The sequence below is a fragment of the Limnothrix sp. FACHB-1083 genome (assembly GCF_014696485.1).
GTDB lineage: Bacteria > Cyanobacteriota > Cyanobacteriia > CACIAM-69d > CACIAM-69d > CACIAM-69d.
On record NZ_JACJQD010000001.1, the window covers coordinates 81,796 to 108,129 of the forward strand.

A 26,334-nucleotide genomic window follows, 5' to 3' on the forward strand; every position below is an offset into this window, starting at 1 on the left:
CCCTGTGCCATACTCATCCACCCGATCGCGTGCCTTGTCTAAACGGTCTCAGCCGCCCGAGACCGACTATGCAGACTACCTGGAACTGCCGCCAGAGGGGCCAGAGCTGGACTTGTTGCGAGCAGCCCGAGCCATCTATGAGGCCTACTGCGTGATTATGGTCGATCGCGCTCGGCGGCCCTATGGAATTGTGGTGAATCGGCACACCTTTCGCGGGCGACCGATTTTTCAAGATCGAGTGATTCTTTTGCCTGACGAACGCTTCATTTCGATTCGGCAAATTGAATTGCAAATGTATTAGATCAATCAAGTTGGATCAGTCAAGTTAGATCAATCAAAAATTGGAGCCGTCAGCGATCAGACGATCGATGCAGCCAGCCAGCGCAATGGCAGAAAATGCAATCAGGATCAACACAGTTAGACCCAAAAATATAGCCAGATTAATCCTTGAATCAAAATCAGGTCTGAATTAGAAAATTTAATCAAGGACAAAGCAGGACAAGATCAGCAATTTCTGAAATTTCCTAGATCTGTCTTTTGAGCTTGACCTTTACAATAGAAGAACCGCGCCGTTTTTCATCGCAATAACGTTAGGTTGCCTGTGTCTCCGTTGCCATCATCACTGATTGCCAATCAAGCTGAGTCGATCCAGATTGAAACCCTGGAATTGTTGGAATGGCCGCGCCTTTGCCAGCATCTGGCAACCTTTACGGCAACCAAGCTGGGGGCGATCGTGGCCCGACAGTTACCGATTCCGGGCGATCGCCGCACGAGTGAAACCCTGTTGGCCCAAACCCGCGAGGCTTGGGAACTGGAACGCAGCGCCACGGGGGGCCTGAATTTTGGCGGGATTGCCGATATTGGCTCAGCGCTCGATCGGGCGACGCGGGGCGGTGTGCTGGCCGGCGAGGAGCTGTTGGAAGTGGCCACCACCCTATCCGGGGCGCGGAACCTGCGCCGGGCGATCGACCAGCGGGAAGATTTGCCGGCTCTGGCGGCCCTGGTCGAGGAGCTGCGGACTTATCCCGAGCTGGAGCAGGAAATTCACTACTGCATCGACGATCGGGGCGATGTGACCGATCGTGCCAGCCCCAAGTTGGCGGAAGTCCGCGAAAAGCTGCGGGCCGGCCGCGATTGGATTTACCAAAAGCTGCACAACATCATGCAGCAGCATTCCAACGCGATTCAGGAACCGAACATTAGTCAACGGGGCGATCGCTTCGTAATTCCCGTGAAGGCCAGCCACAAGGATGTGATTCGCGGCATTGTCCACGACACCTCCTCCACGGGCGCGACCCTCTACGTGGAACCCCACACGATCACGGAGCAAAACAACCGCCTGCGCCAATGGCAACGGCAGGAGGCGATCGAGTCGGAAATCGTCCGGCGGCGGTTGAGCGAGCAGATTGCCGAGGTGGCTCCGGATCTGGAGCGGCTGTTGGCGGTGGCCACGGAGCTGGACTTGGCCGCCGCTCGGGCCCGCTATTCCTTTTGGATTGAGGGCAATGCGCCGCGTTTTATTGAGGCCGGTGAAACCCTGACCCTGCGGCAGTTACGCCACCCGCTGCTGATTTGGCAACAGAAGCACGAGCAAGGGCGGGACGTAATCCCGATCGATGTGCGGGTCGATCCAACGATTCGGGTGGTGGCGATTACGGGGCCGAACACGGGGGGCAAAACCGTCACCCTGAAAACCCTGGGCTTGGCGGCCCTGATGGCGAAGGCGGGGCTGTTTGTGCCCGCGCGGGAGCCGGTGGAGTTGCCGTGGTTTAGCCAGGTGTTGGCGGATATCGGTGATGAACAGTCGATCGAGCAGAATTTGTCCACCTTCTCGGGTCACATCCGCCGGATCGTCCGTATCCTGGATGCCCTGGAGCCTGATCGCCCTGCCGCCAACGACGGATTGGGTGCGATCGCCATGGAGAGGGCGCACGGCGGTGCGCCCCTACCCGAGGGTGATTTCGACGATGCCAACAATCCAGAATCCAATGAAAACGAAACCGTAGGGGCGCAAGGCCTTGCGCCCTCCGCCGATCGCCCCGCCACCAACGAGGATTCGGACGATCAAAACGGGTTGGGTGCGATCGCCCCGGAAAGGGCGCACGGCGGTGCGCCCCTACGGGAACGTGGTCTGGAATCATTGGTGTTGTTGGACGAGGTGGGCGCGGGAACTGACCCGGCCGAGGGCAGCGCCCTGGCCGCGGCCCTGTTGGAAGCCCTAGCCGATCGCGCCCGCTTGACCGTGGCGACGACGCACTTTGGGGAACTGAAAACCCTGAAATATCGTGATAGCCGGTTCGAGAATGCCTCGGTGGAATTTGATGACCAAACCCTCAGCCCCACCTATCGGTTGCTGTGGGGGATTCCGGGGCGATCGAACGCCTTGAGCATTGCCCGCCGGTTGGGGTTGGATGAAGCAGTGGTCACGGCCGCGGGCGATCGGGTTGGCGGCCAATCAGAAGACATCAACCGGACGATCGCCGGCCTAGAAGCCGAACGCCGCCGCCAGGAAGCCAAGGCCAACGAGGTGGCGCACCTGTTGCAGCGGGCCGAGTTTTTGCATGAACAAATCGATCGCAAGGCCCAAACCCTGAAGGAGCGCGAAGAACAGCTCAAACAAACCCAAGAAGCCGCCGTCCAAAAGGAAATTGAGCGGGCCCGCAGCGAAATCGCCCAGGTGATCCGGCAGTTGCAGCGGGGCACACCCACGGGCCAGCAAGCCCAGCAAGCCACGGCCCAGGTGGGCGAAATTGCCCAAAAATTCCTGCCCTCCCAGCAGCCGAAACCGAAACCCAAGGGCTACAAACCCCAGGTGGGCGAACGGGTGCGCGTACCCAAGCTCGGCGGCGCGGCGGAGGTGTTGGAGATCGATGAGGCCGACGAGGAAATCACGATTCGGATGGGGCTGATTAAGGCAACCCTCAGTTTTGCCGATGTGGAATCCCTCGATGGCAAAAAAATCGAGGTGCAAAAACCGGAGCCGAAACCCGCGCCGCCGCCGAAAACCAAGGAGCGATCGATCCTCCGCACCAGCAGCAACACCCTGGACATTCGCGGGGCCCGGGTGGCCGACGCGGAAATCGAGGTGGAACAGGCGATCGATCGGGCGATTTCCGCCGACTTTGGTTGCCTGTGGATCTTGCATGGCAAGGGAACCGGTAAACTGCGAGACGGCGTGCGCGCCCACCTCAAAACCCATCGACTGGTGGAACGGTTTGAGGATGCCCCCCGCGAGGATGGCGGCACGGGCGTGACGATCGCCTATTTGCGTTAGGTTCTGGTCAGGAGTGGTGTGTGTTGAATGCCGTTCGATCGAAGGGCTGGCCGTGGCTGGCGGTTTGGGTGCTGCCCGCGCTGCTGCTGGCGGCCTTGATGGTGCGTTATGGCGTAAACCTGCCGACCTACGACCAGTGGGACACGCCGGGGGTGTTGTTCGTGAAGTTGGCGGAGCAACAACCCCTGACCTTCGCGGATTTTATTTCCCAACATAATGAAAGCCGAAAAGTCTTTCCCCGCCTGATCTTTTTGGGATTGGCTTATCTGACCGGCTGGGATATTCGGGCAGAGTTGGCGGTAATTTTTGCCCTGGTTTGTGGGGCGGCGGGGGCGATTTTTGCCTTGGGGCGATCGACTATTTTGGATCGCCGATTCCAGGCGATCGCCTTTGCCTTAGCCAGTTGCTTACTGTTCAGTCCGTCCCAATGGGAAAACTGGGTTTATAGCATTCAAATTGTTGTTTTTCTACCAATTTTTTGCATCACCACGAGCTTGTGGTTGGCGCAATCTTCGCTGAAGTTTTGGCAGAAAATTGCGATCAGTATTGTGTTGGCCACAATCAGCACCTATTCCAGCGCCAGTGGGATGTTTTGCTGGTTTCTGTCGTTTCCGGCGCTGTTCTTAAAGGATTGGATCGTTGGGTTAGGTCGGCAAGATGCTGGTGGGCGCACGGCGGTGCGGGATGTTGGTGAAATTGGATCGTTAGGTGACGAAGATGGTAGAGGGCGCACGGCGGTGCGCCCCTACGGGATTGTTGGGGATTTGGGGCGATCGATTCAAGCGTTGGGGGCGACGGCTCGCCAATCCTGGATCGGCCTTGGGGTGTGGCTGGCGGCAATGGCGGCGAATTTGCTGCTCTATTTTTGGGATTATTACAAACCCCCCAGCCACCCGAGTTTTGCAGGGCCGCTGCAACAACCGATCGAGGGGTTGAAATATTGGTTTGCCTTGATGGGGGCAATCCTGGGGTTTGATGATTTAGGGCTGAGTCAACTGCTGGGTGCTTTGGGATTGCTGGGCTTTTTGGGGTTAGTAATCCTGGCTTGGCGGGGCGATCGGGTGCGATCGTTTGAGTGGGTGATCTTTGGGTGCTACGCGATTGGAACGGATGCGATCGTCACCCTCGGGCGATTTGGATTTGGGCCCGATTCTGCCCTGACTTCCCGTTACCAAACCTTTTCGCTTTATCTGTGGATTGCGATTATTCATCTGTCTGCGATTTTGCTGCCCCAATTCACTCAGCGCCGCCTACCCAAACCTTGGCGAAAAGGGCTAGTTATTTTTGGGTTAACCCTATTTTTAGTGTTGCATTACGCCAGCTTTGCGATCGGGTCGCGCAACTTGGCGAACTTCAGTCGCGATCGCCATCAGGGCAAAGCTTGCTTAACGTTTATTGGCAGTTTTCAAGATGAGCGCTGCTTCACCGAGTGGATTTATCCCGAACTGAATGATCATGTTTTAAAGACGATCAGGGATGTGGATCGCCTCGGATTTATCAAGCCGCCCTTAGCTTTGCCGATGCCGATTAAGAATGATTTGAAAATTATGGCGAAGGGCCAGCCGATCGCCGGAAACTTCCAAACCCTCACGATCCAAAAAAATGATGAGATCTGGGAATATGTGGCCGGCGGGGATCTGACTTTGGGTGGCGGTTGCCAGCCTACGCGATCGGTTTTATTGGCTTACGAAAAAGACGGCGCAACAATTCCGTTCACAGCGGTAAAAGTAGGTAAAAACTATCGCGGCATGGGACAAATTCTCAGTGATTTTGTTTGTCCTAATAATCGCTGGAGCAAGAGCTTTGAGCTAGAAAAACTGGTGTCTAATCCCCAAAAGCGGCTAGAGATTGTGCGATCGCCTAAAATCACTGCTTGGGCCTTTGACACCGATCGCGGCACGGTCTATCCCCTCGCTGGTTCCTATTCTTTCCCGCAAAAATCATGAGTGAGCCAACCTACCGTAATCCAGCCCCCACGGTGGATTTGATTATTGAATTGGTCGATCGCCCTCACCGCCCGATCGTGTTGATTGAGCGGAAATACGATCCGCTGGGTTGGGCAATTCCCGGCGGCTTTGTGGATTATGGCGAGTCCGTGGAGGATGCGGCTCGGCGGGAAGCTCTCGAAGAAACCTGCTTGGCGGTGAACTTGGTCGAGCAATTCTATGTCTATTCCGACCCGCTGCGGGATGCACGCAAACACACCATGAGCGTGGTGTTTATTGCCACGGCTACGGGCAATCCCCAAGCAGCCGATGATGCCCAAAACTTGGCAATTTTCAATCCTTGGGAACTCCCCAAAAATCTTTGCTTTGATCACGATCGTATTCTCGAAGATTACCTCCGTTACCGCTATTATGGACAGCGACCTCGCCCCTAAATCGTGGTCTATTTTGTCAACTTTCACCACCGATAATCGCCCCAGGCAAGGGGCTTAAGCCCCTTGTTACCGATCAATGATCGAGCTTTTTGCTCTTGGCGATTTTGCTAACTTTCTATCACTTGCACCACTCTGAAACCAATCATGCCTAAACAAGTTATTCAAACCGACAAAGCACCTAACCCCGTTGGGCCCTATAACCAAGCGATCGTTGCGAATGGAATGCTGTTTGCTTCGGGTCAAATCTCCATCGATCCGGCCACCAATCAACTCGTCCATGAAGGCGATGTGGTGGCCCAAACGGAACGGGTGCTGCAAAATCTGGAAGCAGTTTTGGAAGCCGGAGGAACCAGTTTTGCCAATGTGGTGAAAACCACGATTTTCTTGGCGAATATGGATGATTTCACCATGGTAAATATGGTTTATGCCAAATACTTTTCTGAGGTAACAGCTCCGGCGCGGGCAACTGTGGAAGTGGCTCGTTTGCCCAAGAATGTATTGGTGGAAATTGACTGCACCGCCATTGTTGATTAACCGAACTCACCAGATCACAGCTCGATCGAGTCAAAGCCCGATCAAGCTGTGATGAATGGGCTGTTCATGCGGATTAACAGAGCGGTATTTTCCAGCCGATCAACCGGACGATCGAGCCGGCCCCAAGGTCAATCAATCTAAGATCTCGATCGTGCCGGTTGTGCCATCCAGCCGCAACAGTTGCCCCGTGCGGAGTCGTTGGGTGGCGTTGGGAATGTCCATCACCGCTGGGATTCGATATTCCCGCGCCACGATCGCTCCGTGGGACAAGCGCCCCCCCGCCTCGCAAATGAGGCCGCCAGCCCGCACCAAAAGGGGCCCCCAAGCCGCATCCGCATGGGGAATCACCAAAATGGATCGTTGATCGATCGCCGGAGCCAGGGTCAGTTCACTCAGCGATCGAATCACAATCACACGCCCCTCCACCCGGCCGGGACTGCCGCCCAACCCACGGAGGGTCGATCGCGCCGCCGCCGCACTCCACTCCAGCGCACAAAGGGGCGGCTCTTGGCCATAAACCAACGGAGCGGCCGGCGTTTCGCACCAATCGGCAAAGGCTTGGCGGCGTTGGGCAATCCGAGCGGTCAGAATCCGTTGCAGGTTTTGGTTTTGGGGGTGGGCCACCCATTGCCGAATTTCGGCTAATTCCAAATAGAAAATGTCGCCTTCCTGCTGCAACAGGCCGATCGCCTGCCACTGCTGCTCTAGGGCCACAAAAGTCCATCGCAGTTGCGCCAACAGCTTGTTGTAGAGTTCGGCCACCTGTCCTTTCAAATCAAGACGGCGCTGGGCGATCGAGGTTTGACGGCGAGGGTTGCTGGGCTGGGTAATTGGGGTTTTGGCTAACTGCAACAGCATGGTCTGTGGAATTTCCACCGCCTCGCGCCAGGTGGGCACGGCCACATCGGTTCCCACTTCGCTCAAATAGCCATAGGTGTCCAGAAACACTTGAAAGCTGGCGAGAATTTCCCGCCCTTCTGGTGACTCCGCCAAGGCGGCCCAAACGGCCGGGGCCTGATCCAAGGCGCGAATTCGCTCCAAGGACAAAACCGCTTGCATCCGTTGAGCCAAATTCTGGAGCCAGCGGGTGGCGGCCACTTCCGGATGGCGGCTGGGATCCAGTTGCTCCGGTTTGCGACGGCCGATCGCCTGGCGCAGGGCCGCACTCAGGGGGGCCAAAATGCTGTACTCGGTGGCGCGATCGAGCAGCCCCATAATCTGTTCTGCCCGTACTAGAAGGCGTTCTGGCTCTGAAAACTGTTCTGCTGGCAGGGTTTCCAGGTTTTGGAGTCCGGGTTCAAACCACTGTTCCCAGTCGCGCTGAAACGATCGATCCAAATTCCACTCCCGACCCAACAGCCGCCACAGCCCCGGCAAGTTACGCAGGGTGGCCGTGAGGGGTGGCCGGCTCATTTTGCCCCCGTGGGTGAGGGCTTCCAAGCTCTCGGGCGGCAAGCCCATCCGCCGAAACAAATCCGCCAACAGGGTGACGTTGAAATAGGCGCGGCCGTGGAACAGGGTGGCCGTTTCCAAAAAATCCAATCCCGCTGCCCGATCGCCCAAAACCAGCGTGAACAGTCGCCCCCAAGCCCCACAGGTCATGGGCCGGTTAATGGACCAAGTGAGGGGCCGAATTACGCCGGGAATGGCTTCCGCGGCCATCCGCCGCGTCCAAATGGGTAGCAGGGTGGTGATGGGGCGAGCCTGCAAAATCCACAGGTGCTGGCCGTCAAATGTCCATTCCACATCCTGGGGAACGCCATCAAAGTGAGATTCCAAATCCCGCGTCAACAGGGCCACTTCCCGCACCAACCAGCCGGGCACATCGCCGGTTCCGGTTTCGGCGGCCAGGGGGCGCGTGCTGGTGGCGAGGGCGCGCAATTCTGACTCGATCGACTGGGGCGGATTGGCCGGGCCCGGAAAGGCAACCGATCGGGACTCCCGCCAGGCCGTCACATCCAATTCACTCAAATCAATCCGGTACGATTCGGGGGTGATGCGCCCGGAAACCACTTGGGCAGCGGAACCGGGCAGGGCTTCCACCAAAACCGCTTCGCCCTGTTGCGTCACGGGATCGCGGCTGAAGGCCACTCCCGAAAAGGCTCCGGCAATTTGTGGTTGCACCAGCACGGCCATGCTGGCATCGGGCAGGTTGCGATCGCGCCGATACTCGATCGCCTCCGGTGCGTCATAGGACACAAAAACCACCGCCGCCGCTTCCACCAACTCCAAGGGGGTACGCACATCACTGACGGTGCAATACAAGCCAGCGGCAGCCGAGCGATCGCCGTCCTCCCCGATCGCGGACGAGCGCACAATCAAGGGCGGATCAAAAATGGCTTGGGCCACCCCTTCAGTTAACTCGCCCTGGCCCGCCAAGCGGTTGGCCAACAGCACGGGATCATCTCCCGGCAGCAAAATCCAACCGGGCAAAACCGGATAGCCCCAAGCCTTCAAGCGGGACAGGGTGGCGGCCTTCGTGCCGGCCCGTTGTGGATCCAGTGGTTGATCGAGAGAGAGCATTGAATCTGCCTTGCCTTGAAAAAAGCCCATGGCCCCTTGAGAACCGGCGGCCGCTCCCGATCGCCCCAAGGCCAGATCCTCGGGCATGGTTTGGCAAATCCAGGCCAGCAAAGCCGCCACCAACACAGATCCCACCACCCGATCGACCCCATTGGGATTCAGCAACCCCAACATCAGCGGATAGAGCGCCAGGGCCAGCAACCGACTGGTTTGGCGATCGCGCGTGAAGGCAAACCCGGACACCGACAGCAGCCCCGTCAGCAACGCCGCACTGGGTTCATGGGCGATCGCCCCCCAAGTGGCGTTGGTCATGCCCGCGCCTCGGCCCACCCAATAGCGCCCCAACACGACACCCCCGATCGTCAGCCATTCCCAGCCCGACTCGATCGGGAAAAACTGCCGAGCCAACCACACCGCGCCCAATCCCTTCAGGGCCTCCCCCGACACGGCCAACAGGCCCCACCAAGGCCCCGCATGGTAAAAAGCCGCCGAGACGCTGACATTTCCCGTGCCCAACCGTCGCAACCGTTTGCCCGTGCCCCAACGCACAATCCAGTCCGTGAGCGGCAAAGCTCCCAAAGCCGGACAAAGGGTTAGCAACAGTAGAAGGCCCAAAGTCTGTTCGCTGGTCATGGATGGCAACGGTCGAGGCAATGCTCAAACTAACTGTGGGAACTGACGAACCGCCACCTGTCCCCGGGAACTGAAACAAATCAGCCCCTGGCTTTCCGTCGTTTGTTGTTGGCTGAATCCCGTAATCTGATAACCCGTGGTGTCATAAAAGGTCACCATTCCACCCTGTCGCAGGGCCAGGCGATTGAACGGCGCAAAATAAGCATAATCCAGATGGTTTTGGCGGCCTTGGATTGAGGGCTGGCCCCAGTCCCTTGGCCACCAGCAATCGACCGCTCCGAAATCCATGGGCGGCATGGGGTTCCAGGGAAACGGCGACTGGCCAGGGGTTGCTTGACTGGGGGGCTGGCGAGGTGGCTGACTGGATGGGGCGATCGGGGCGCTTTGGTATTGCACCTGAGTTGAGTGGGCAACACCTGGAGTGGTTGGCAATTCTGTCGCCCAGGTCTGGCACAAGTCCTGGTACAAGTCTTGGCACAGGTTAGCCACCCGAGCTTTCAGGGACTGATTAAACAGATCCCCAATCATCATCATCCCTCCCTGCATCCATTGGCCCGCCCCGCCCAACTCCGGGTGATTAAACTGGGCCATGGTTCCGCGTCCCGATCGAATCTTGTCGGCCAAATGGCTGACCGCTGCCACCGAGAACCCGTGGCGATCGGCGATCGACTGTAGCCTTTGAATATCCATGCCCCTACCTCAGTCCCTGACGATTGGATTTACGGTTTTTGATTTACTTTCGATTTACTTTCGATCTACCTTTTTTGACTATGCTTTTCTGATCGTTCTTCTCGATTTCTCTTCTTAATTTTTCTGTTTGATGGCTCTCTGATTACAATTGGATCACTATTTGATCTACGTTGTGATTGATTGACAGTTGAATCACCGAAAATTCATCTATCAAAAATTCATCCATTGAGAACTGCTCAATTAGAAATTCATCATCACTGCGCCCATGCAATCTACTCCTCAAGCCCCTAAATCCTCCCCTAAGCCCTTAATGGCACAAATTCGGCGATCGGGAGCCATCTTCCGCGCCCTAAGCACCACCTATTACGCCTATATGTTGGAATATCGGGCGGAATTATTGCTTTGGGCCCTTTCGGGGGCCGTGCCGTTCATTTTGATGGGTGCTTGGGTCAAAGCGGCGGAAACGGGGCAATTCGGGCTGTCTTCCATCCAATTTGCTCAATATTACCTAGCCGCATTCATTGCTCGGCAAATGAACGTGGTTTGGGTGGTTTGGGAATTTGAAAAAGAAGTGAACCAAGGTCTCCTTTCGCCCAAGCTTTTACAGCCGATCGACCCAGTTTGGCATCACCTGGTTTCCCACCTCACGGAGCGATTTGTGCGATTGCCGATCATTGGGTTGCTCGTGATCTTATTTTTTGTGCTCTATCCCCAATCATTTTGGCTGCCCAGCGCCACAAATCTCTTGGGGTTTATGATCATTACGCTTTTGGCCTTTGGCCTGCGATTTTTAATTCAATACACCTTTGCCATGGGGGCATTTTGGATGGAAAAAGCGGCCGCCCTGGAACAGGCTTGGTTTTTTATTTATCTGCTGGGTTCAGGAATTTTGGCTCCGTTGGAAGTGTTTCCGCCCCTGGTGCGATCGATTGTGAAATGGACTCCGTTTCCTTATCTGATCCACTTTCCCGCTGCGTTGTTGATGGGTTTACCGGTGGATTGGGGTAAGGGACTCTTGGCGATCGGGCTGTGGAGTGGCTTTTTTTATGGCTTGAATCGTTGGCTCTGGCGGCGGGGTCTGCGGCAATATTCCGGCATGGGAGCCTAAGCAGCAGGCCTCAGCAACAAAAGCGCCCAAGTAGGAGCGTACGGGTATACGACCGTGCGCCCCCACCAGCATTTCCGTTGATCGCTATTCCGCGTTTTGGAAAACCCGCCGCAGATCAATCACGTCGCTCATCTTGCGAATGTGGGTAAAGACCCGATCGAGCTGGGTTCGATCGCAGATGTCAATGCCCAAGGTGATCATGGCCGTTTCACCCGGCTTGGTTTTCACGGCGGCCCGGTTCACGTTCACATTCGAGTCCGCCAGTCGGGTCAGGATATCCTTGAGCACCCCCACCCGATCGATTGTTTCCACCCGAATTTCCACGGGATAGGTGGGCTGGCGACCCACATTGGTCACCTCGGGGTTCCAACTCACCGGAACCAGGCGATCGCCCGGCACATTGGCCAAATTGCTGCAATCTTGGCGGTGAATGGCCAAGCCCCGGCTGCTGCGGGTCACCACCCCCACGATCGGCTCACCCGGCACCGCGTGACAACAGCCCGCCATGTGATGCAACAGCCCTTCCACCCCCAAAATGGGCGACAGGCGATGGCGATTTGACCCCGAATCCCCGTGGGGGCGCGGGCTGGACGACGGCATAATCACCGCCTCGGCCACCGGTTGCGCGGTTTTCACCACCTCACGAATCCGCCCCAGCAGCATATTCAACGTAATTTCCCCGTAGCCCAACGCGGCCAGGGTGTCATCCACGCTGTGGTAGTTGCAGCGCTCCGCCACCGCCTGCATGGGTGCGGACTTCAGAAAACTTTCAAACCCCTGCTTACCCAGTTCCTTTTCCAGCAGTTCGCGGCCGCGGCTGATGTTTTCTTCCCGGCGCGATCGCTTGTACCACAGCCGGATCCGGTTGCGGGCCGTGGCTGTCACCACAAAGTTCAGCCAGTCGAGGCTGGGGTGCGCATTTTTCTGGGTGATGATTTCAATGATGTCGCCGTTTTGCAGGCCCGTGTCCAGGGTCACCATCCGGCGATTCACCAGGGCCCCCGCGCAATGGTTGCCCACCTCCGTATGAATCCGGTAGGCAAAATCCACCGGGGTTGCATGGTTGCTGAGGGCAATCACATCGCCCTTGGGTGTAAAGACATAAATCTCATCCTCAAAGAGATTTTTCTTAACATTTTCCAGATACTCATGCGCATCCTTCAGATCGCTCTGCCATTCCAGCAATTGCCGCAGCCAAATAAACTTTTCATCGTCGGTGCTAGCGGCCAAGTGGCTACCACCCGTTTCCTTATATTTCCAGTGGGCTGCAATCCCGTATTCCGCCACCCGATGCATTTCTTCGGTGCGAATTTGCACCTCTAAGGGCCGTCCCGTCAAGCCAATTACTGAGGTATGAAGCGATTGATAGCGGTTGGGTTTGGGCAGACCAATGTAATCCTTGAACCGGCCAGGGATGGGGCGAAATTCATCATGAACCACGGCTAAAGCGCGGTAACATTCATCAACCGATTGGACAATGACGCGCACGGCAGCAATGTCATAAATTTCCCAGAAGCTTTTATTCTGGCGCTGCATCTTTTGGTAAATGCCATAGAGATGCTTGGGCCGGCCGCTGGTTTCGGCGCTTTGAATACCCAGTTGGTTGAGCCGATCGCGCAGAATTTGCAACACCCGATCGAGCCGGGCCTCGCGATCGGTGCGTTTTTCCGCCACCAGTTCTTGAATTTCCCGATAGGCATCCGGTTGAAGATATTTAAACGACAGATCTTCCAGTTCCCACTTAAAGCGCCCAATGCCCAGACGATTGGCCAAGGGCGCGAAAATATCCATGGTTTCTTGGGAAATCCGGCGTTGTTTTTCCGGAGCCAAATGCTCCAAAGTTCGCATATTGTGCAGGCGATCGGCCAGTTTCACCACAATCACACGAATGTCCTTGGCCATCGCCAAAAACATTCGCCTGAAATTTTCCGCCTGCTGCTCTTTTTTACTAGAGAAATTAAACTTAGAAAGCTTCGTGACCCCTTCCACCAAAAATCGCACTTCTGCACCAAACTTGGCTTCCAAATCTTCCGGGGTTGTAGCCGTGTCTTCCACAATATCGTGTAGAAAACCCGCTGCAATCATCTCGGGGCTGCCCCCCAATTCTCGCAGCAAACCAGCCACGGCCACCGGATGGGCAATGTAGGGTTCACCGGAAGCCCGATATTGATCTTGATGCAGATCATAGGCAAATTGAAAGGCTCGACAAATCAAGCTGTTGCCTAGGGGGCGTTCTGTGCCTTGGGGATGATGAAAATCCTCCATTAAACATTGGCTGAGCCAGGTGGGCAACGACAGGCTGGGATATTCATCAATGGGCGAGTAATGGTGGGAAACGGCGACAACCATAGGATTTTTGAGGGAAAAAAGTTAGGGTCTGGGATGGGGGGTGAGGAGCGATCGAACGAGTGAGGGTCATTCCACTGGCCAATTCCCATTGATGAGAATGATCCCCAGCCTGAAGGGTATGCAATTAAGCCCAATCTGCGCAAAGGGCGATTGGAAACGGCGATTCTTCAGGGCTGGAGCTGAACCAATGGCCAACCAATGACCAACCAAAGTGAATGCTTAGACGGGGAAAAGGCTGGCTGAAATGGGGCCAAGTGATGACCCCAGGCTGAGGGAACATCACACATCAACTCAGCAATTCAAAACAAAGAGCCTGAAAGCAAAATGACCTGCGAAAACGACAAGAAGAGCCTCAAACTGCTAGGGTGCTGTTAACCCCCTGGCCCTGGCTGGAACATAGCGGCTGAGGCTGTTATCGCTAAAAGGAGTTTTAAATTTAGAGAACGCTGTAATTAGGTCTAACTTAGAAAGCTGGTTTCTGTCATGCTTCAACCAAATTTTCTAAGCATCCCTGACCCTTGGACTGTGGTTTGTGAACGGCCCGAAGGTTGGAGGAAATTTTTATGAAATGCAATAGATTCTACTAAATTCTCTTCGGTTTCACGCAATTGGGAATGATGTTTTTTGGATTACACCCGATCGCCCTGATCCCCGCCCCTTCATTACAACCGATCGCCCTATGCAATCTCCCGATTCGATCAGTGAAAATGTGTCAAATTTCGAAAAGGCAGCGCTTGGCTCGCTTGAACCAGCCGATAATGGCAGTTTATCGGATCAAGGCTACGAAAAACTACGATTAGCGCTCGAATGCTTTGAATTGCGCTTGCAAGCGGCAACCCAGCCTCCGGCGGATCTGAATGAAGTGCTGGCTGATCTGCGGATGGCGGTGACGGGGCTGGCGGAGGGCAGCGGCCTGGAGCAATCACTGCAAGTGGAAATTTACAAACAGTTACGTTTGCTGGAAACGGATTGGGCATTTTTGCGAATGGCTCGCCAACCAGCGACCTTTGCCCAGCGGCGATCGACCATGCAAGAGCGGCTCAAGCTGTTGCAGAGCTATTGCGCCCATGGCCAAACCCTGGCGGCGGGCGAAGGGGCGATCGCGCCAGATTAGGGGCAATAAACGCGGAGGTGACCGCCTTAGAGATGCCTTAGGGATGCCTTAGGGATTATTGCCGTCGATGATCCAACCGTTTTGCATCAGCTCGGTGGTTAGGTTGGCCGCCCCAAGACGCGATCGCCACTGTTGGGCCATGGATTGGTCGGCAAAGGGGCCAATGCGCAGACCGCCGGTTTCGTTGGGGAAGACGCTGGAAGCCGGAACCCCCAGTTCACTGAGCCGGTTAATCAGTTGCGCGAGGGGCGATCGCCCGTTGGTCACCACCACAAAATAGGCCGGGTCATTGGTTGCCGTGGAGTTGGCGGCGGCCAGGGTGCTGGGGAACTGATTGCTCGATCGAGGCAAAGGCGCAAGGCGGCTGGGGGCTGGCGCAAAGATTGGTTCCGAGTCCGGCAGGCTGGCCATGGGTTCCGGTGGTGGCTCGGGCAAACTGCGCGATCGGCTGGTGTTCCCCAAGGGGGGCAACCGGCGGCCCGCCATCGGGAGCGGAGCCGTGTTGCTGGGAGGTTGCCATTGGGGATCACGGCCAACGGGTTCAAAATTGGCAAAAAGGGCGCTGGGATCCGGTTCATTCTGATTGGGGCCCCGTGTTGGCGACCACCCGGCCGCGCCCGATCGAGCGGGCAGGGGCGATCGAACCGGTTGCACCCGATTGAAGGAATTGACGCTGGCATTAACGGTGGCATCGGATCCAGAAACCGCCGATCCGGAAGCTGCCGATTCACTCAATTCGCCAATTTCAGCGGTGATCCCCCGTTGAGCCAGTTCTCGTACCCGGGCAGTGGCATCGATCGATCGCTCAAATAGCCCAGCCCGCACGGCCGTTTGCCCCCGATAGGTGACAAAAGCCGCCGTGGGAGACAGTTGTTTAACCTGCTCGAAAAGCCCCAAACTATCGCCGAGGGCATAGACCACATAACGGCCTTGACTGGGAACCACCGGCTCAAAGAAGTTGCGATCGGTTGGGTTGGTTGGGGCGATCGCGCTGGAGGTGGTTGGAGGTTCCTGCACCATGGTCACCCCCGAGCCAGCTCCCTCTTCCACCACCCAGCCGGTTTCTTCCGTAGTCGTTGGGTTCGCGATCGGGCTGGGACGCGGCGCTTCCAACACTTCCACCTCGATGGGTGAGCGCGGTGGGGGATCAGCAGTGGGCCTTTCAACCTCGGGGATCGGCGCGGCCGGCGCACCGGGCAAGGGCGCACCAAAGGGAAGCGTGTCATTGGCCGAAGCTACGGGGGCGATCGCTCCCAGGCCGCAGCAGGTCAGCGCCATTGCCCCCAACCAACGCCCCCAGCTTTGGCCCATTGGGTTCTGGGGATGTTGACTCGGCTGATTCTGGCCCCGCTGGCGATGTTTCAGAGGATGGGTGGGATGGGGTGCGCTCTTAATATCACCGTGGATATCCATAGAAACTTGAGAAACTTTGACCGCTTCGGGTTCCATATCCATTTCCATATCCATCGCCATCTTGATCTGCATGGAATTGACCGTTGATTAGCCCACGACTAGCCCGCCGGTATCGGCTACGCACCCATCATCATCGCCGCCTATCATCATAGCCACGCGACCACCGCAGCATCACCCATCCAATCCGCGATCCCAGGTGTTCATGATCCCGGATGCTCATGGTAGGGGGCAAGTTTTGTGCCCCTAGGTCAGCGGATCCGGTTGAATCGGCAACTCCACCCGAAATTCCGTTCCTTGCCCGATCGCCGTGCTGAATTCAATGAGTCCGCCATGGGACTTCACAATTCTTTCGCTCACGGACAAGCCCAAACCCGTTCCCCGGCCCACCGGCTTAGTGGTGAAAAAGGGATTAAAAAGCTGATCTCGTGCCGATTCAGGAATCCCCATCCCGTTATCCCGCACCAACACCCGCACCCGATCGCCCAAATTGACCAGGGACACAGCCAACATGGGTTGCCAGTTCGGGTCTTGGCGCTGTCGGTCTTGGCGAATTGCCTCCTCGATCGCATCCAGCGCATTGGTCAGTAAATGCAACAAAACCTGATTAATTTGGTCGGGATAGCACAACACTGGCGACACCGCCTCATAGCGCGTTTCGAGATTGACACTTAATCCCGTCTTTTTGGCCATGGAATCGTTGCCCGTCAGCCGATGATTCAGAATCAACAAAGCGTGCTTAATGCTCGACTGCAAATTCAGGGGCTTCATTCCCTCCTCATCCAGACCCGAAAAAGAGCGCAAAGCCAAGACGATCGAGTTAATTCGCAGCACACCATTCTGCATGGAGTCCATCAGCTTCAGAAAGTCGTCTTGGATGAACGGTAGATCTAATTCCGCCTCCAAGTCCTGTAGGTGCTCCGGGCGATCGGGATAGGTTTCCTGATAGGCTCGCACCACATCAATTAAATCCTTGGTGTAGTTTTTGGCATACAGCAAATTGCCCCGAATAAAACTAACAGGATTGTTAATTTCATGGGCAATGCCAGCCACCAACTGGCCCAAGCCGGACATTTTTTCCGCATGGATGAGCTGGCTTTGGGTGTTGCGCAAATCCAACAACACTTGATTGAGAACTGCGGCTCGATCGCTCGATAAACGCTCCAATTCAGTGAGAGACTCATTGGCCCGTCGCAAATCCCCGATCGCCACCGTTCGCTCCCGATTTACCTGCACATAGCTCAAGCAAAGCCCACTGAAGGGAACCAAATAAGCCACGATTTTCAGAAAATGGGCAATATTAAACCCCGAATCAAACAGGGCCATTGACCCAAATACCATGTGGAGCTGAGTGGCCACCTGGGGAATCATGCTGACCCAAAGGGCCAAAGAAAAATAGCTGGGATATTTTTCATAAAACCGAGGCAATCCCCACAAACCCAAAAGGGCAAACAGCACCAACGGCCCCAAATCCCAAGGACGGGTTACGATCGCATCGGGAAACAAGGTGGGTGGCAGTTTCTGACTGGTTAAGCACAGCCAAATGGTTAAATAGGCGAGCACACCTAACCCTAAGGATGCGAAACCAATTAATGCTGAACTACCCAGCCAAGACCGGCCCACCCATTGCCAGCGATCGGGCAAAAGATGGCTGTTGGTGTTCGTAATCGCAACCAATCCCAGGGTCAAAATAGTGCCAGAAAATAACCGGCAGAGCACCCAAGTGAAAGGAATTAAATCCACCGAGCTATCGACAGAATCAATCAGGCGATCGGCGGCCAGGGTGTGAAACGCATCCATACAACCGGCATAAAACAACACCAACCCAATCAGCGGGGTGACCAAATCTCGATGCAACGTAAAGTGCAAAAAGGCCAACACCGCCGTTAGGGTAGCGGCGGCAAAGGCGCTCCATTCCAAAATGGTGTGAATGAAACTACCCGCCAGCATGTGGTGCAACCCATCCACCAATTCCGGATCCTGCACAAAGCGAGGATCCGTCATCGCAGGAATGACCGTCGGATCCAAAGGCTGAATCACCGTGGAAAAAGACACCCCTGCCAACTCAAACAGTGACGGCAGAATGGTGATTACCAAAACAGCCCCAACCCAAACTTGAATGGTGCGTGGTTGAATCATGGGGTCGCGATCAAAACTCTCAGGCAAACTTTCCAGCAAACTCTCAAGCTAATTCTCAAGCTAATTCTCCAAATCAGTTCTCACGCCAATTCTCAAGCCAGTTCACCAGTCAAGTCCGAAGCCCATTCCTCGGTCAGTCCCTCGGTCAATTTCTTTCTCAGAGGATGTCTGAAAAGTATTTTGGATGAGTTACCAAGCACCAACAGGGCGCAGAAGATCAACTATTTCGGCATCACCCCGCACAATGACGACACCCCCCAAGCCCCTGGTTTGCGTCGATCGATGAGGCCAGCAAGTCGTAGCTGTGGCTTTTCAGACATCCTCTAAGCGAGTCTTTGAGGTCATTGTCAGGAGCATCCCCAACTCAACCTCTAGGTAAATTTTTGGGCAAATTCCTGGAAAAGAACAGTCTTGATGGCCAGTTTTGACTCCCAAGGGCGTTGGTGGCCCAACGGTTTCCAAGGGAGCTAACTGTCCATAAAGTACCCATCAGGCAAACCAGAAAAAATCCGGGAAGGGCAATCGAAATCATCCAGAAAATTGAAGCATCAATGGTCGCCCTTGAATAGCGATCGCTCGGGACAGGCAACGATCATAGGGTTACTCATGACGGTTCAACGAGCCGAATTTTGAAAGGGTTTGATTGATTTTTCGCCCTAAGGGGCCCCAACGGTGATAAAAGCAGACCAGTCCCGAGGATTTGGATGCTGTTTGATGGTTTCCAGCATGGCGCTACGCAGGGCGACAGCGGTATCGGGATTGCGCTGAAGTGCTTGATAAAAGGCAATCATCAGCGTTTTAGTGGGGTTGTCGGGCACTTTCCAAAGGGAAGCCACCACCGTGGGCACGCCGGCCACTAGGAACGATCGCGCCAGACCCATCACCCCATCACCCGTAATGCGACCCCGACCAGTATTACAAGCACTCAACACCACGAGCTGGGCTTGCAAGCGCATGGTGGCGATTTCTGCGGCTCGTAACAGACCATCATCCCCTCGGGAGGGAGCCAGGGCCAAGAGGCCCGGCACGGCCGGCTGCACCACGCCTTCTCCCGCTAAGGCGAGGTTGGCATTGTTGCCATTGACCGTTACGTTGCCACCAATGATCACAGAGCCAGGGCTGACAATTACGCCGCCCCGGCGAGCTTTGGGGGCGTTGGGATCGCGCGGGCGGCCAAACTCGTTCAAATTGGCATCCAGATCCAAGACCCCGTGGGTAGCAAAATGCAGGATCCGTTGATTGGGCATTTCAGCCACGATCGCGCTTTTGGTGGCCTGATCGGTCAGCAGCGGTTGCACGCCCAACATTTGAGCCACTGCTTGGGCTTCGGTTTCGGCTCCGGGCAAAGGAGCCAGCCGCTCCCGTTGGCCATCCGGGCCGGCGGGTACTTCCGGCATTAAAACCGGGTTACCCACCACCAGGCCGGGCTGGGCCGCAGGCGTTTGCGTTTTACGGCGTTGTTCGGCGATGGCTAACACCTGAAGGGATGGCGTTGTGGCGATCGTCTGGGTTTGCACAAGGTAATCGCCGTTGGGATTCTGGAGAGCCGCAAAGGGAACCAGGTTAGTGGCCCCTTGCACCACAAATACCAAGCGCTGGTTTGGATCGCGGGGCAATTGAGGGGCGATCGGGGCAATCAATAATTGGTAGAGCCGTTTTAGCTCGGTGGTGGCGCTGCCAGCGGTGGGCAACACAGCAGTCATGGCTCCCCGAGCCGCCAACACCAATTCCGTGAGGGATTTGGCGGACACTTGGGCGAGATCCACCTCCTTGAAGGCGATCGACCCATTGGGTTGCACGGCCCAAATGGCGACGATCGAGTCATCTTCCAATTCATCACCAATAATCTTTGGGGTCTTGCCCAAAACCGCATAGGTGACGAGGGTCGCGTTGAGCTGTTTGGCCAGTTGACGAATTTGCCCGATCGACAGGGACTCGGCCGTGGGCTGGCGGGCGGCCTGTTGCATCAACACCTCGACCAGGGCCCGGGCCCGGCCCCGTTCCGCCCACTCCAGGGCCGCCTCGGTTTTGCCTTGGGCAATCAGCGTTCGCAGCAGTTGGCGATAGGCGTAGCTTTGCTGCTCCAGCAGCGTCACCCGTTGAATATCGTTTAAGTCGCCGCTGGCTCGTTTGGTTTCCCAAGACTGAATCGCCATCAACAGATGCCTTTCGGCGGCCGCATAGTCGCGGGTGCGATATTCCGCAATGGCCAACCGACTCAGCCAAGTTTCGTTGCCCGGGTTTCCGTTGGCAAAACGCCGCAACAGGGGAATGGCCTCCGCATCCCGCCCCAACAGCATCAGACATTGGGCCAGGGGGCCAACAGCTTCGGGCCGATTCACGCCCCCTTGGTCGATCGCCTGTTGGTACAACCGGGCAGCTTCGGCGTATCGATCTTGGCGATAGAACAATTCATCGGCTTGTTGAATGAGGCGATCGACCTCGGGACTTTGGGCCCGGTGGGGGAGCAGGGGGCGGGACTGGGGCAGTTGATCGTTGGGGATCAAACGCCCGGCCGCCGTCACGGGCCCGCCGAAGCTGACCGATCCCCCCAGGAGCGAAATCGTCACCATTGCTAACCAGTGCCATCGCCAAGCCACCATAGGGCGCTCTCCGTTGATTAACCCAAACCGGGCTACCATTACTGCAATTTCATTTCTGTTCTATCAGATTCATCAGATCTATCAGATCCATCCGATTGCGCTGCCCATGGCTCGGTTGCCCCGCTTAAGTTTCGATCGCGGCACTCTGATTTTGCATCCACCGCCCAAGGGCCGCAGTTGGATTGAATGGGCCGTTTGGGACGATCGCATCGAAAAGTTTCGGATTCCGGCGCATCAATACCGATCGCTGGTGGAACGATTGCGGGCCGAGGCGATCGAGTTTCAGGACGAGGCCAAGGAATTTGCCCCCTTGGAACTGCAACCTCGGTTGCAAATGGAACCCTATCCCCATCAGCAAGAGGCCCTGGCGGCCTGGAAGCAGGCGGGTCGCCAAGGGGTGGTGGTGTTGCCAACGGCGGCGGGCAAAACCTACTTGGCCCAAATGGCCATGGTGGCTACGCCGCGCAGCACCTTGGTGATTGTGCCCACGCTGGATTTGATGCATCAGTGGTATGCCCATTGGTCGGCGGCGTTTCCCGATGTGGCGGTGGGGTTGTTGGGGGGTGGCTCGCGCGATCGAACGCCCCTGTTGGTGGCCACCTACGACAGCGCCGCCATCCATGCCGAAACCCTGGGCAATCAGTATGGCCTGTTGATTTTTGATGAATGTCATCACTTGCCCAGCCAGTTTTATCGGGCGATCGCCGACTGTTCGATCGCCCCATACCGCTTGGGACTGACGGCCACGCCCGATCGGGCGGATGGTCGCCATGTGGACTTGGATGAGTTGATTGGGCCCGAGGTCTATCGCAAAGCGCCGGAGGACTTGTCGGGCCAAGCCTTGGCCGATCACGAGGTGGTGCAAATTCGGGTGAACTTGGCCGATCGGGAGCGGGCCCGCTACGAGACCTTGATCCAAACCCGGAATCAATTTTTACGATCGCAGAAAATTAGCTTTGGCTCCTTGGATGGGTGGCAGCGGTTTATCCAGGTTTCTGCCCGATCGGCCGAAGGCCGCCGGGCCCTGTTGGCACACCACGAGGCCAAGGCGATCGCCCTCGGCACTGACGGCAAATTGCGCCTGCTGGCGGATTTATTGGCTCAACATCACCCCGATCGAGTGTTGATTTTCACCAATGACAACGCCACGGTCTATCGAATTTCCCAGGAATTCTTGATCCCCGCCATCACCCACCAAACGCCGGTTAAGGAGCGCCACGAAATTCTACAAAAGTTCAAACAGGGGGACTATTGCACGATCGTTGTGGCCAATGTGTTGGATGAAGGGGTGGATGTACCCGATGCCAAGGTGGCGATTTTCCTGGCGGGCAGCGGTTCCACTCGACAGTTCATTCAGCGGTTGGGACGAATTTTGCGCAAGGGCAGTGAACCGGGCAAACGGGCCATCCTTTACGAGGTGGTGGCGGCGGACACGGTGGAGGAACGCACGAGCGATCGCCGCCGCCCCGCTGCCCAGTCGGCGGCCTCACCCGATCGCGCCAAGGGTCAACTCACCTTGCTGCCCAGTCCATCTTCCGGGCGATCGCCTCTGAAGGCCGCTGAGGCCAAACCTCGTTATGGATCTCGCCAGCCGCCGGAAACGCCTGCGCTCGATCCCAATCCTGAAGAAGCTGAAAACTAACGGAGGGGACTTGCAAAGCACCGATCGTCCTCGGGACAAACAGAGGGGATCTGCAAAGCGCCGATCACCGTCGGGGCAAGGGGCCGAAGCCCCTTGTCTTTGTTTCGAGCTTGGTGTGGAATTTAGAGCGCGTTCCGCAATTCCCGCAATTGTTGCAAACCGGCTTGATCCTGCCGATCGCGGTAGATCACTTCCGCAGCCTGGAGATCGGCCCGCGCGGCCACCCGATCGCCCAAGGAACGATGGGCCCTGGCTCGATTCAACAGGGCGTTGGCATAGGCGGGCTGTAACCGCAAGGCCTCGGAATAATCCGCGATCGCCCCGAGCCAATCGCGCATCCCGGCCCGAGCCAACCCCCTGGCGTGGAACGCTTCCGCATAGTCCACATTCACCCGCAGGGCCGCTGAATAGTCCGCGATCGCGGCTTCAAAGTTGCGCCGTTGATGATAAACCATCCCTCGGTTGACGTAGGCATTGGCATAGAGCGGATCGAGTTCGATCGCCCGATTCAAGTCCGCCAGGGCCTCCCGAATTTGTCCCATTTGGAAATAGCCTAACCCGCGCAAATTATAGGCTTCGGCCACCTGGGGATCCACCGCGATCGCCTGGCCGTAGTCAGCCATGGCCCGGTTGCGATCGCCCGCAATGTGGCGCAACAGGCCGCGCTTCACCCAGCCGCTGGCCTGTTGGGGCCGCAGGGTCACCACCCGATCCAAATCTGCCGCCGCACCCAGCCGATCGCCCCGATCAAACCGCAACACACCGCGATTAAACAGGGCTTCCGCCGATTGGGGATTCCGGTCGATCGCCGCGTCAAAATCCGCTAAGGCCGCGGCCCCATCGCCCCGTTGGCGGTGAACCGTTCCCCGGTTAATGTAAGCATTCACGTAGTTGGGATCGAGGGCGATCGCCCGATCGTAATCCGTCAAAGCCGCGGCCCAATTTTGCTGATCGCGATAGGCATTGCCCCGGTTGTAGTGAATGGTTGGGTCATCCTCTTTTTGACTCAGGGCCGATGAATAGTCCGCGATCGCCCCGGCCAGATCACCCCGGGCCCGCCGCACCACCCCCCGATTCACCAGGGCGTTGGTCAACTGTGGATCCAAACGCAGGGCTTCGGTATAGTCCGCGATCGCCGCTTCCGCCGCCTGCAAGTTCCATTGGGCATTACCCCGGTTGTAATAGAGCCGAGCCAGTTGGGCGGGGGGCAGTTGACCCGCCGGTTGCAGTTCGATCGCCTTGGAGAAATCCGCCACCGCCCCGGCGAAGTCGCGATTACGGAGCCGTTCTTGGGCTCGGTTGGCAAAAAAGTCCGCAGATTCCTGACCGATCGCCCCTTCGGAGTTAGGGGTTTGGGCCACCCAGTGATCGGCGGCCGGAGTCAAGTTGGGTTGTGGCAGCGACGGCGCGATCGCCCTGGCCGTTGTGGCTAAGCACAAACTCGCAACGGAACCGCTGATTAGGATGATCCCTTTACGCCATTGCCCTTTACGCCACCATTCTTTGCGCCATTGTTCTTCGCGCCACTGTTCTTGTCTCATCAATTTGGTCTCTCAAGCCGTTAGGTCAAACTGGGCACGCGATCGACCGCCCGTTGACCGCCCCAGCGCGAGACGATCGCATCGTCATATTCATCTGCCAAGGACAAAACCGCCTGCACCGATGCTTCCAATTCCGGGCGATCGCACTCAGAACCCACGATCGCATGGTTTAGGAAAATATCACCATCGGCATCGATTCCAAAAGCCCCAAACAGCAACCGATCATTCTCACGTAACAGATAGTGCATCAGCTCCGGCGACAAATCCACATTGGTCACCACATAGGAGCGCGTGTTCACCACCGCATCATCATCCCCCCAGGGCAACACCTCCACCAACACACAGGCAGAACCGGCGGTGATGTAAGCCGTGGGATGGGGCGCTTCCATATCAATCACCACATCAGACCAAATCCCTTGGAGCCAGGGAAAGATTTTCTCGTAGCAGCTTTTTTGGGCTTCGGTTTTAAATGTCGCCATGCGGATCACCCCAAACCTATGTTGAAAAACAATCTCCTCAGCGGCAGATGATCCGCCAGCGACTCCAGCAACTGTCCTGAATCACCAGGGTGGGAGCTTGCTGAATTGGGCCGGCTCGATCGGGCTGCAATATTGCCGTTTTAACAAAAATCCGGAACCGCCGTCCTGATGTGGCCAATCATTACAGCTTTTACCGGCTTGCGAGCCTACTAGCATGACAGGCTTAATACATTGGGTCAAAGTTGCGGAACCAGTCGTGATAACAAGGGGCTTAAGCCCCTTGCTGCTTAACGATCAGGTGACGATAACAGCCATGTCATTTAACCCAGCGAATTAAGGCAGCCACGCTACTACGAACCGATCGCTTGCAGCAGTTCCGCGAAGGGTTGCCAATCGTCGGCCTGGTCGATCGCCTCCCAAACGCGCTCAATCTCTGGCCGGACGATCGTGATCAACGGGTTGGCTCGCTGGAGTTGGTCGGCCAAGGTAGCCAACTCCTGATCCGATTGTTGTTGCAAAATTCGCCCATAAACTTCACACCATTTTCCCCAATAGGCCAGGGTTTCCCCTTGGGGGTTGCTGTCAGCAGGGCCCACCCAAAAGGGGCGATCGCTGGCATAGTCTTCCGGGCGATCGCGCCAACTGGGGGAAAAATGGCTGCGCAGTTTGGCAAAGAAAGCGTGATAGGGCGTTTGGGAAACGGCTAAAAATTGCACCGTTGCCTCCACCAAATCATCCGCCTCCGCTTCTGCCAAATGCTCAAACCCCAGCCGGGCCGCCATTAACCGGCGATATTCTTGGGCATATTGCGCTGGGAATCGCTCCAGTCCGGCTTCCAGATCCGCCACCGGCATCACCATCCCTAACGGCCGTTGCAATAGCTCTAAATTCAGGCGACAAATGGTGGGCTGATTGCCATAGGCATAGCGGCCGTAATAGTCAAAATAGGCCGCCGTAAATCGCAAATCGTAAGTGGGAATGAAAGCATAGGGGCCATAGTCAAAACTCTGGCCCGTGATCAGCATATTGTCCGTGTTCAAAACCGCATGGCAGAACCCCGCCACCATCCATTGGGCACAAAGCCGCGCCACCCGCTCCACCAATTCGGCATAGAGCTTGGCTTTCCAATCCCGATCGCCCACCCAATGGCCATAGTAGGTTTCCAGCACATGGGCCAACAGGCGATCGATTAAATCAGGCCGCTTCAGATAGTGCAGTCGCTCAAATGTGCCAAATCGAATGTGGCTTGCTCCCATCCGCACAATCACGGACGATCGCGTGGGCGAGGGTTCATCACCTCGCCACAGTTTTTCGCCCGTTTCAATCAGTGACAAGGTGCGTGATGTGTTGACCCCCAACTGATCGAGCATCTCCGTTGCCAACACTTCCCGCACGCCACCCTTGAGGGTTAAGCGCCCATCGCCGTTGCGGGAATAGGGGGTTTGGCCAGATCCTTTCGTAGCCAAATCATAAAGAACGCCGTCTTGGCCTCGCACTTGGCCATATAAAAAACCCCGTCCATCGCCCAATCGTGGGTTATATTCCCCAAACTGATAGCCGTGGTAACGCATGGCCAGCAGCGGTTCCCGCCCGACAAATTGCCCAAAGACCGCCACAAAATCATCGTCACGAACCGCCGCAGGATCTAGCCCCAGCTTCGGCAGCAGGTGATCGTTCCGAAAGCGCAGTTGATGCATCGGAAATTCAGCGGCCGCCACCGGGTCAAAATAATCGTCCCCCAGTGACTGAAAAGCGGGTTCGTAATCCAAACGCAGAAATGGATTGGTGGGGGTCATGGTTACCAATGGGAATCGGTTGGGAATAATTTAGAAAACTAATTTAAAAAATTAAATCGTAACTGTTTGGATCGATCTGGTGGATGATTCACACATTTGCGGTATTCTGGGGTGCGATT

The 26,334-nt window shown here is 56.4% G+C and carries 17 protein-coding genes; 8 read left to right on the forward strand and 9 right to left on the reverse strand.

Annotated features, from left to right (window positions below):
* Positions 1–4: 4 nt before the first annotated feature.
* The 5 genes from H6F46_RS00330 (at position 5) to H6F46_RS00350 (ending at position 6,188) form a co-directional block, all read left to right on the forward strand.
* A complete protein-coding gene (locus H6F46_RS00330) occupies positions 5–301 on the forward strand; it encodes a hypothetical protein (RefSeq protein ID WP_143473083.1) in 297 nt (98 codons plus the stop codon).
* A gap of 300 nt (positions 302–601) precedes the next feature.
* Entirely contained in the window at positions 602–3,274 is a 2,673-nt protein-coding gene (locus tag H6F46_RS00335; protein WP_199291317.1) for an endonuclease MutS2, read from the forward strand.
* A gap of 20 nt (positions 3,275–3,294) precedes the next feature.
* Complete coding sequence (locus H6F46_RS00340) at positions 3,295–5,220, forward strand: hypothetical protein (RefSeq protein WP_190354730.1); 1,926 nt, start codon at positions 3,295–3,297, stop codon at positions 5,218–5,220.
* Positions 5,217–5,654: an NUDIX hydrolase gene (locus H6F46_RS00345; RefSeq protein ID WP_099534165.1), complete on the forward strand. Its 438-nt coding sequence runs from the start codon at positions 5,217–5,219 to the stop codon at positions 5,652–5,654. The genes H6F46_RS00340 and H6F46_RS00345 overlap by 4 nt, the downstream gene beginning before the upstream one ends.
* Positions 5,655–5,798: 144 nt before the next feature.
* On the forward strand, positions 5,799–6,188 hold the full coding sequence (locus H6F46_RS00350; RefSeq protein ID WP_190354731.1) for a RidA family protein: 390 nt from the start codon (positions 5,799–5,801) through the stop codon (positions 6,186–6,188).
* A 132-nt stretch (positions 6,189–6,320) separates the two neighbouring features.
* Here the strand turns inward: H6F46_RS00350 and H6F46_RS00355 are convergent, their stop codons facing one another.
* Complete coding sequence (locus tag H6F46_RS00355; protein WP_190354732.1) at positions 6,321–9,344, reverse strand: glycerol-3-phosphate acyltransferase; 3,024 nt, start codon at positions 9,342–9,344, stop codon at positions 6,321–6,323.
* A 24-nt stretch (positions 9,345–9,368) separates the two neighbouring features.
* Positions 9,369–10,034 carry an SHOCT domain-containing protein gene (locus H6F46_RS00360; protein WP_190354733.1) on the reverse strand — a complete coding sequence of 222 codons (666 nt, stop codon included), beginning with the start codon at positions 10,032–10,034 and terminating at the stop codon, positions 9,369–9,371.
* Between the two features lie 310 nt (positions 10,035–10,344).
* Here H6F46_RS00360 and H6F46_RS00365 point away from each other — a divergent pair, with 310 nt between their 5' ends.
* Positions 10,345–11,142 (forward strand): ABC-2 family transporter protein, encoded by a 798-nt coding sequence (locus H6F46_RS00365; RefSeq protein WP_199291328.1) that lies wholly within the window; start codon positions 10,345–10,347, stop codon positions 11,140–11,142.
* Positions 11,143–11,226: 84 nt separating this feature from the next.
* Here H6F46_RS00365 and H6F46_RS00370 read toward each other — a convergent pair whose 3' ends face one another.
* Complete coding sequence (locus H6F46_RS00370; RefSeq protein ID WP_099534169.1) at positions 11,227–13,491, reverse strand: bifunctional (p)ppGpp synthetase/guanosine-3',5'-bis(diphosphate) 3'-pyrophosphohydrolase; 2,265 nt, start codon at positions 13,489–13,491, stop codon at positions 11,227–11,229.
* 823 nt (positions 13,492–14,314) lie between these two features.
* Here H6F46_RS00370 and patD point away from each other — a divergent pair.
* Entirely contained in the window at positions 14,315–14,605 is a 291-nt protein-coding gene (patD, locus tag H6F46_RS00375; RefSeq protein WP_190354734.1) for a heterocyst frequency control protein PatD, read from the forward strand.
* Between the two features lie 48 nt (positions 14,606–14,653).
* Here the strand turns inward: patD and H6F46_RS00380 are convergent, their stop codons facing one another.
* From H6F46_RS00380 to H6F46_RS00390, 3 genes are all read right to left on the reverse strand, one after another.
* Positions 14,654–16,090 (reverse strand): SPOR domain-containing protein, encoded by a 1,437-nt coding sequence (locus H6F46_RS00380; RefSeq protein WP_190354735.1) that lies wholly within the window; start codon positions 16,088–16,090, stop codon positions 14,654–14,656.
* 171 nt (positions 16,091–16,261) lie between these two features.
* Positions 16,262–18,154, reverse strand: a complete 1,893-nt coding sequence (locus H6F46_RS00385) for an ATP-binding protein (protein ID WP_143473085.1) — start codon at positions 18,152–18,154, stop codon at positions 16,262–16,264.
* A 656-nt stretch (positions 18,155–18,810) separates the two neighbouring features.
* On the reverse strand, positions 18,811–20,757 hold the full coding sequence (locus tag H6F46_RS00390) for a CHAT domain-containing tetratricopeptide repeat protein (protein ID WP_190354736.1): 1,947 nt from the start codon (positions 20,755–20,757) through the stop codon (positions 18,811–18,813).
* A 106-nt stretch (positions 20,758–20,863) separates the two neighbouring features.
* On the opposite strand from H6F46_RS00390, the gene H6F46_RS00395 reads away from it, so the two are divergent.
* Positions 20,864–22,399, forward strand: coding sequence for a DEAD/DEAH box helicase (locus H6F46_RS00395; protein ID WP_190354737.1), 1,536 nt, complete (start codon positions 20,864–20,866; stop codon positions 22,397–22,399).
* 122 nt (positions 22,400–22,521) lie between these two features.
* On the opposite strand, the gene H6F46_RS00400 is transcribed toward H6F46_RS00395, so the two are convergent.
* The 3 genes from H6F46_RS00400 to H6F46_RS00410 all read right to left on the reverse strand — a co-directional run bounded on the left by H6F46_RS00400 (position 22,522) and on the right by H6F46_RS00410 (position 26,215).
* Positions 22,522–23,940 carry a tetratricopeptide repeat protein gene (locus tag H6F46_RS00400; RefSeq protein WP_190354738.1) on the reverse strand — a complete coding sequence of 473 codons (1,419 nt, stop codon included), beginning with the start codon at positions 23,938–23,940 and terminating at the stop codon, positions 22,522–22,524.
* A 20-nt stretch (positions 23,941–23,960) separates the two neighbouring features.
* Positions 23,961–24,419, reverse strand: a complete 459-nt coding sequence (locus H6F46_RS00405; RefSeq protein ID WP_099534564.1) for a YbjN domain-containing protein — start codon at positions 24,417–24,419, stop codon at positions 23,961–23,963.
* 350 nt (positions 24,420–24,769) lie between these two features.
* Positions 24,770–26,215: a YdiU family protein gene (locus tag H6F46_RS00410; RefSeq protein ID WP_190354739.1), complete on the reverse strand. Its 1,446-nt coding sequence runs from the start codon at positions 26,213–26,215 to the stop codon at positions 24,770–24,772.
* Positions 26,216–26,334 lie beyond the last annotated feature (119 nt).

Excerpts from the sequence above, each read along its gene's own strand:
- H6F46_RS00345 (WP_099534165.1), top strand. The coding sequence starts at position 5,217 with ATGAGTGAGCCAACCTACCGTAATCCAGCCCCCACGGTGGATTTGATT.
- H6F46_RS00350 (WP_190354731.1), top strand. The coding sequence starts at position 5,799 with ATGCCTAAACAAGTTATTCAAACCGACAAAGCACCTAACCCCGTTGGG.
- H6F46_RS00355 (WP_190354732.1), bottom strand. The coding sequence starts at position 9,344 with ATGACCAGCGAACAGACTTTGGGCCTTCTACTGTTGCTAACCCTTTGT.
- H6F46_RS00360 (WP_190354733.1), bottom strand. The coding sequence starts at position 10,034 with ATGGATATTCAAAGGCTACAGTCGATCGCCGATCGCCACGGGTTCTCG.
- H6F46_RS00365 (WP_199291328.1), top strand. The coding sequence starts at position 10,345 with ATGGCACAAATTCGGCGATCGGGAGCCATCTTCCGCGCCCTAAGCACC.
- H6F46_RS00370 (WP_099534169.1), bottom strand. The coding sequence starts at position 13,491 with ATGGTTGTCGCCGTTTCCCACCATTACTCGCCCATTGATGAATATCCC.
- H6F46_RS00380 (WP_190354735.1), bottom strand. The coding sequence starts at position 16,090 with ATGCAGATCAAGATGGCGATGGATATGGAAATGGATATGGAACCCGAA.
- H6F46_RS00385 (WP_143473085.1), bottom strand. The coding sequence starts at position 18,154 with ATGATTCAACCACGCACCATTCAAGTTTGGGTTGGGGCTGTTTTGGTA.
- H6F46_RS00390 (WP_190354736.1), bottom strand. The coding sequence starts at position 20,757 with ATGGTGGCTTGGCGATGGCACTGGTTAGCAATGGTGACGATTTCGCTC.
- H6F46_RS00395 (WP_190354737.1), top strand. The coding sequence starts at position 20,864 with ATGGCTCGGTTGCCCCGCTTAAGTTTCGATCGCGGCACTCTGATTTTG.
- H6F46_RS00400 (WP_190354738.1), bottom strand. The coding sequence starts at position 23,940 with ATGAGACAAGAACAGTGGCGCGAAGAACAATGGCGCAAAGAATGGTGG.
- H6F46_RS00405 (WP_099534564.1), bottom strand. The coding sequence starts at position 24,419 with ATGGCGACATTTAAAACCGAAGCCCAAAAAAGCTGCTACGAGAAAATC.
- H6F46_RS00410 (WP_190354739.1), bottom strand. The coding sequence starts at position 26,215 with ATGACCCCCACCAATCCATTTCTGCGTTTGGATTACGAACCCGCTTTT.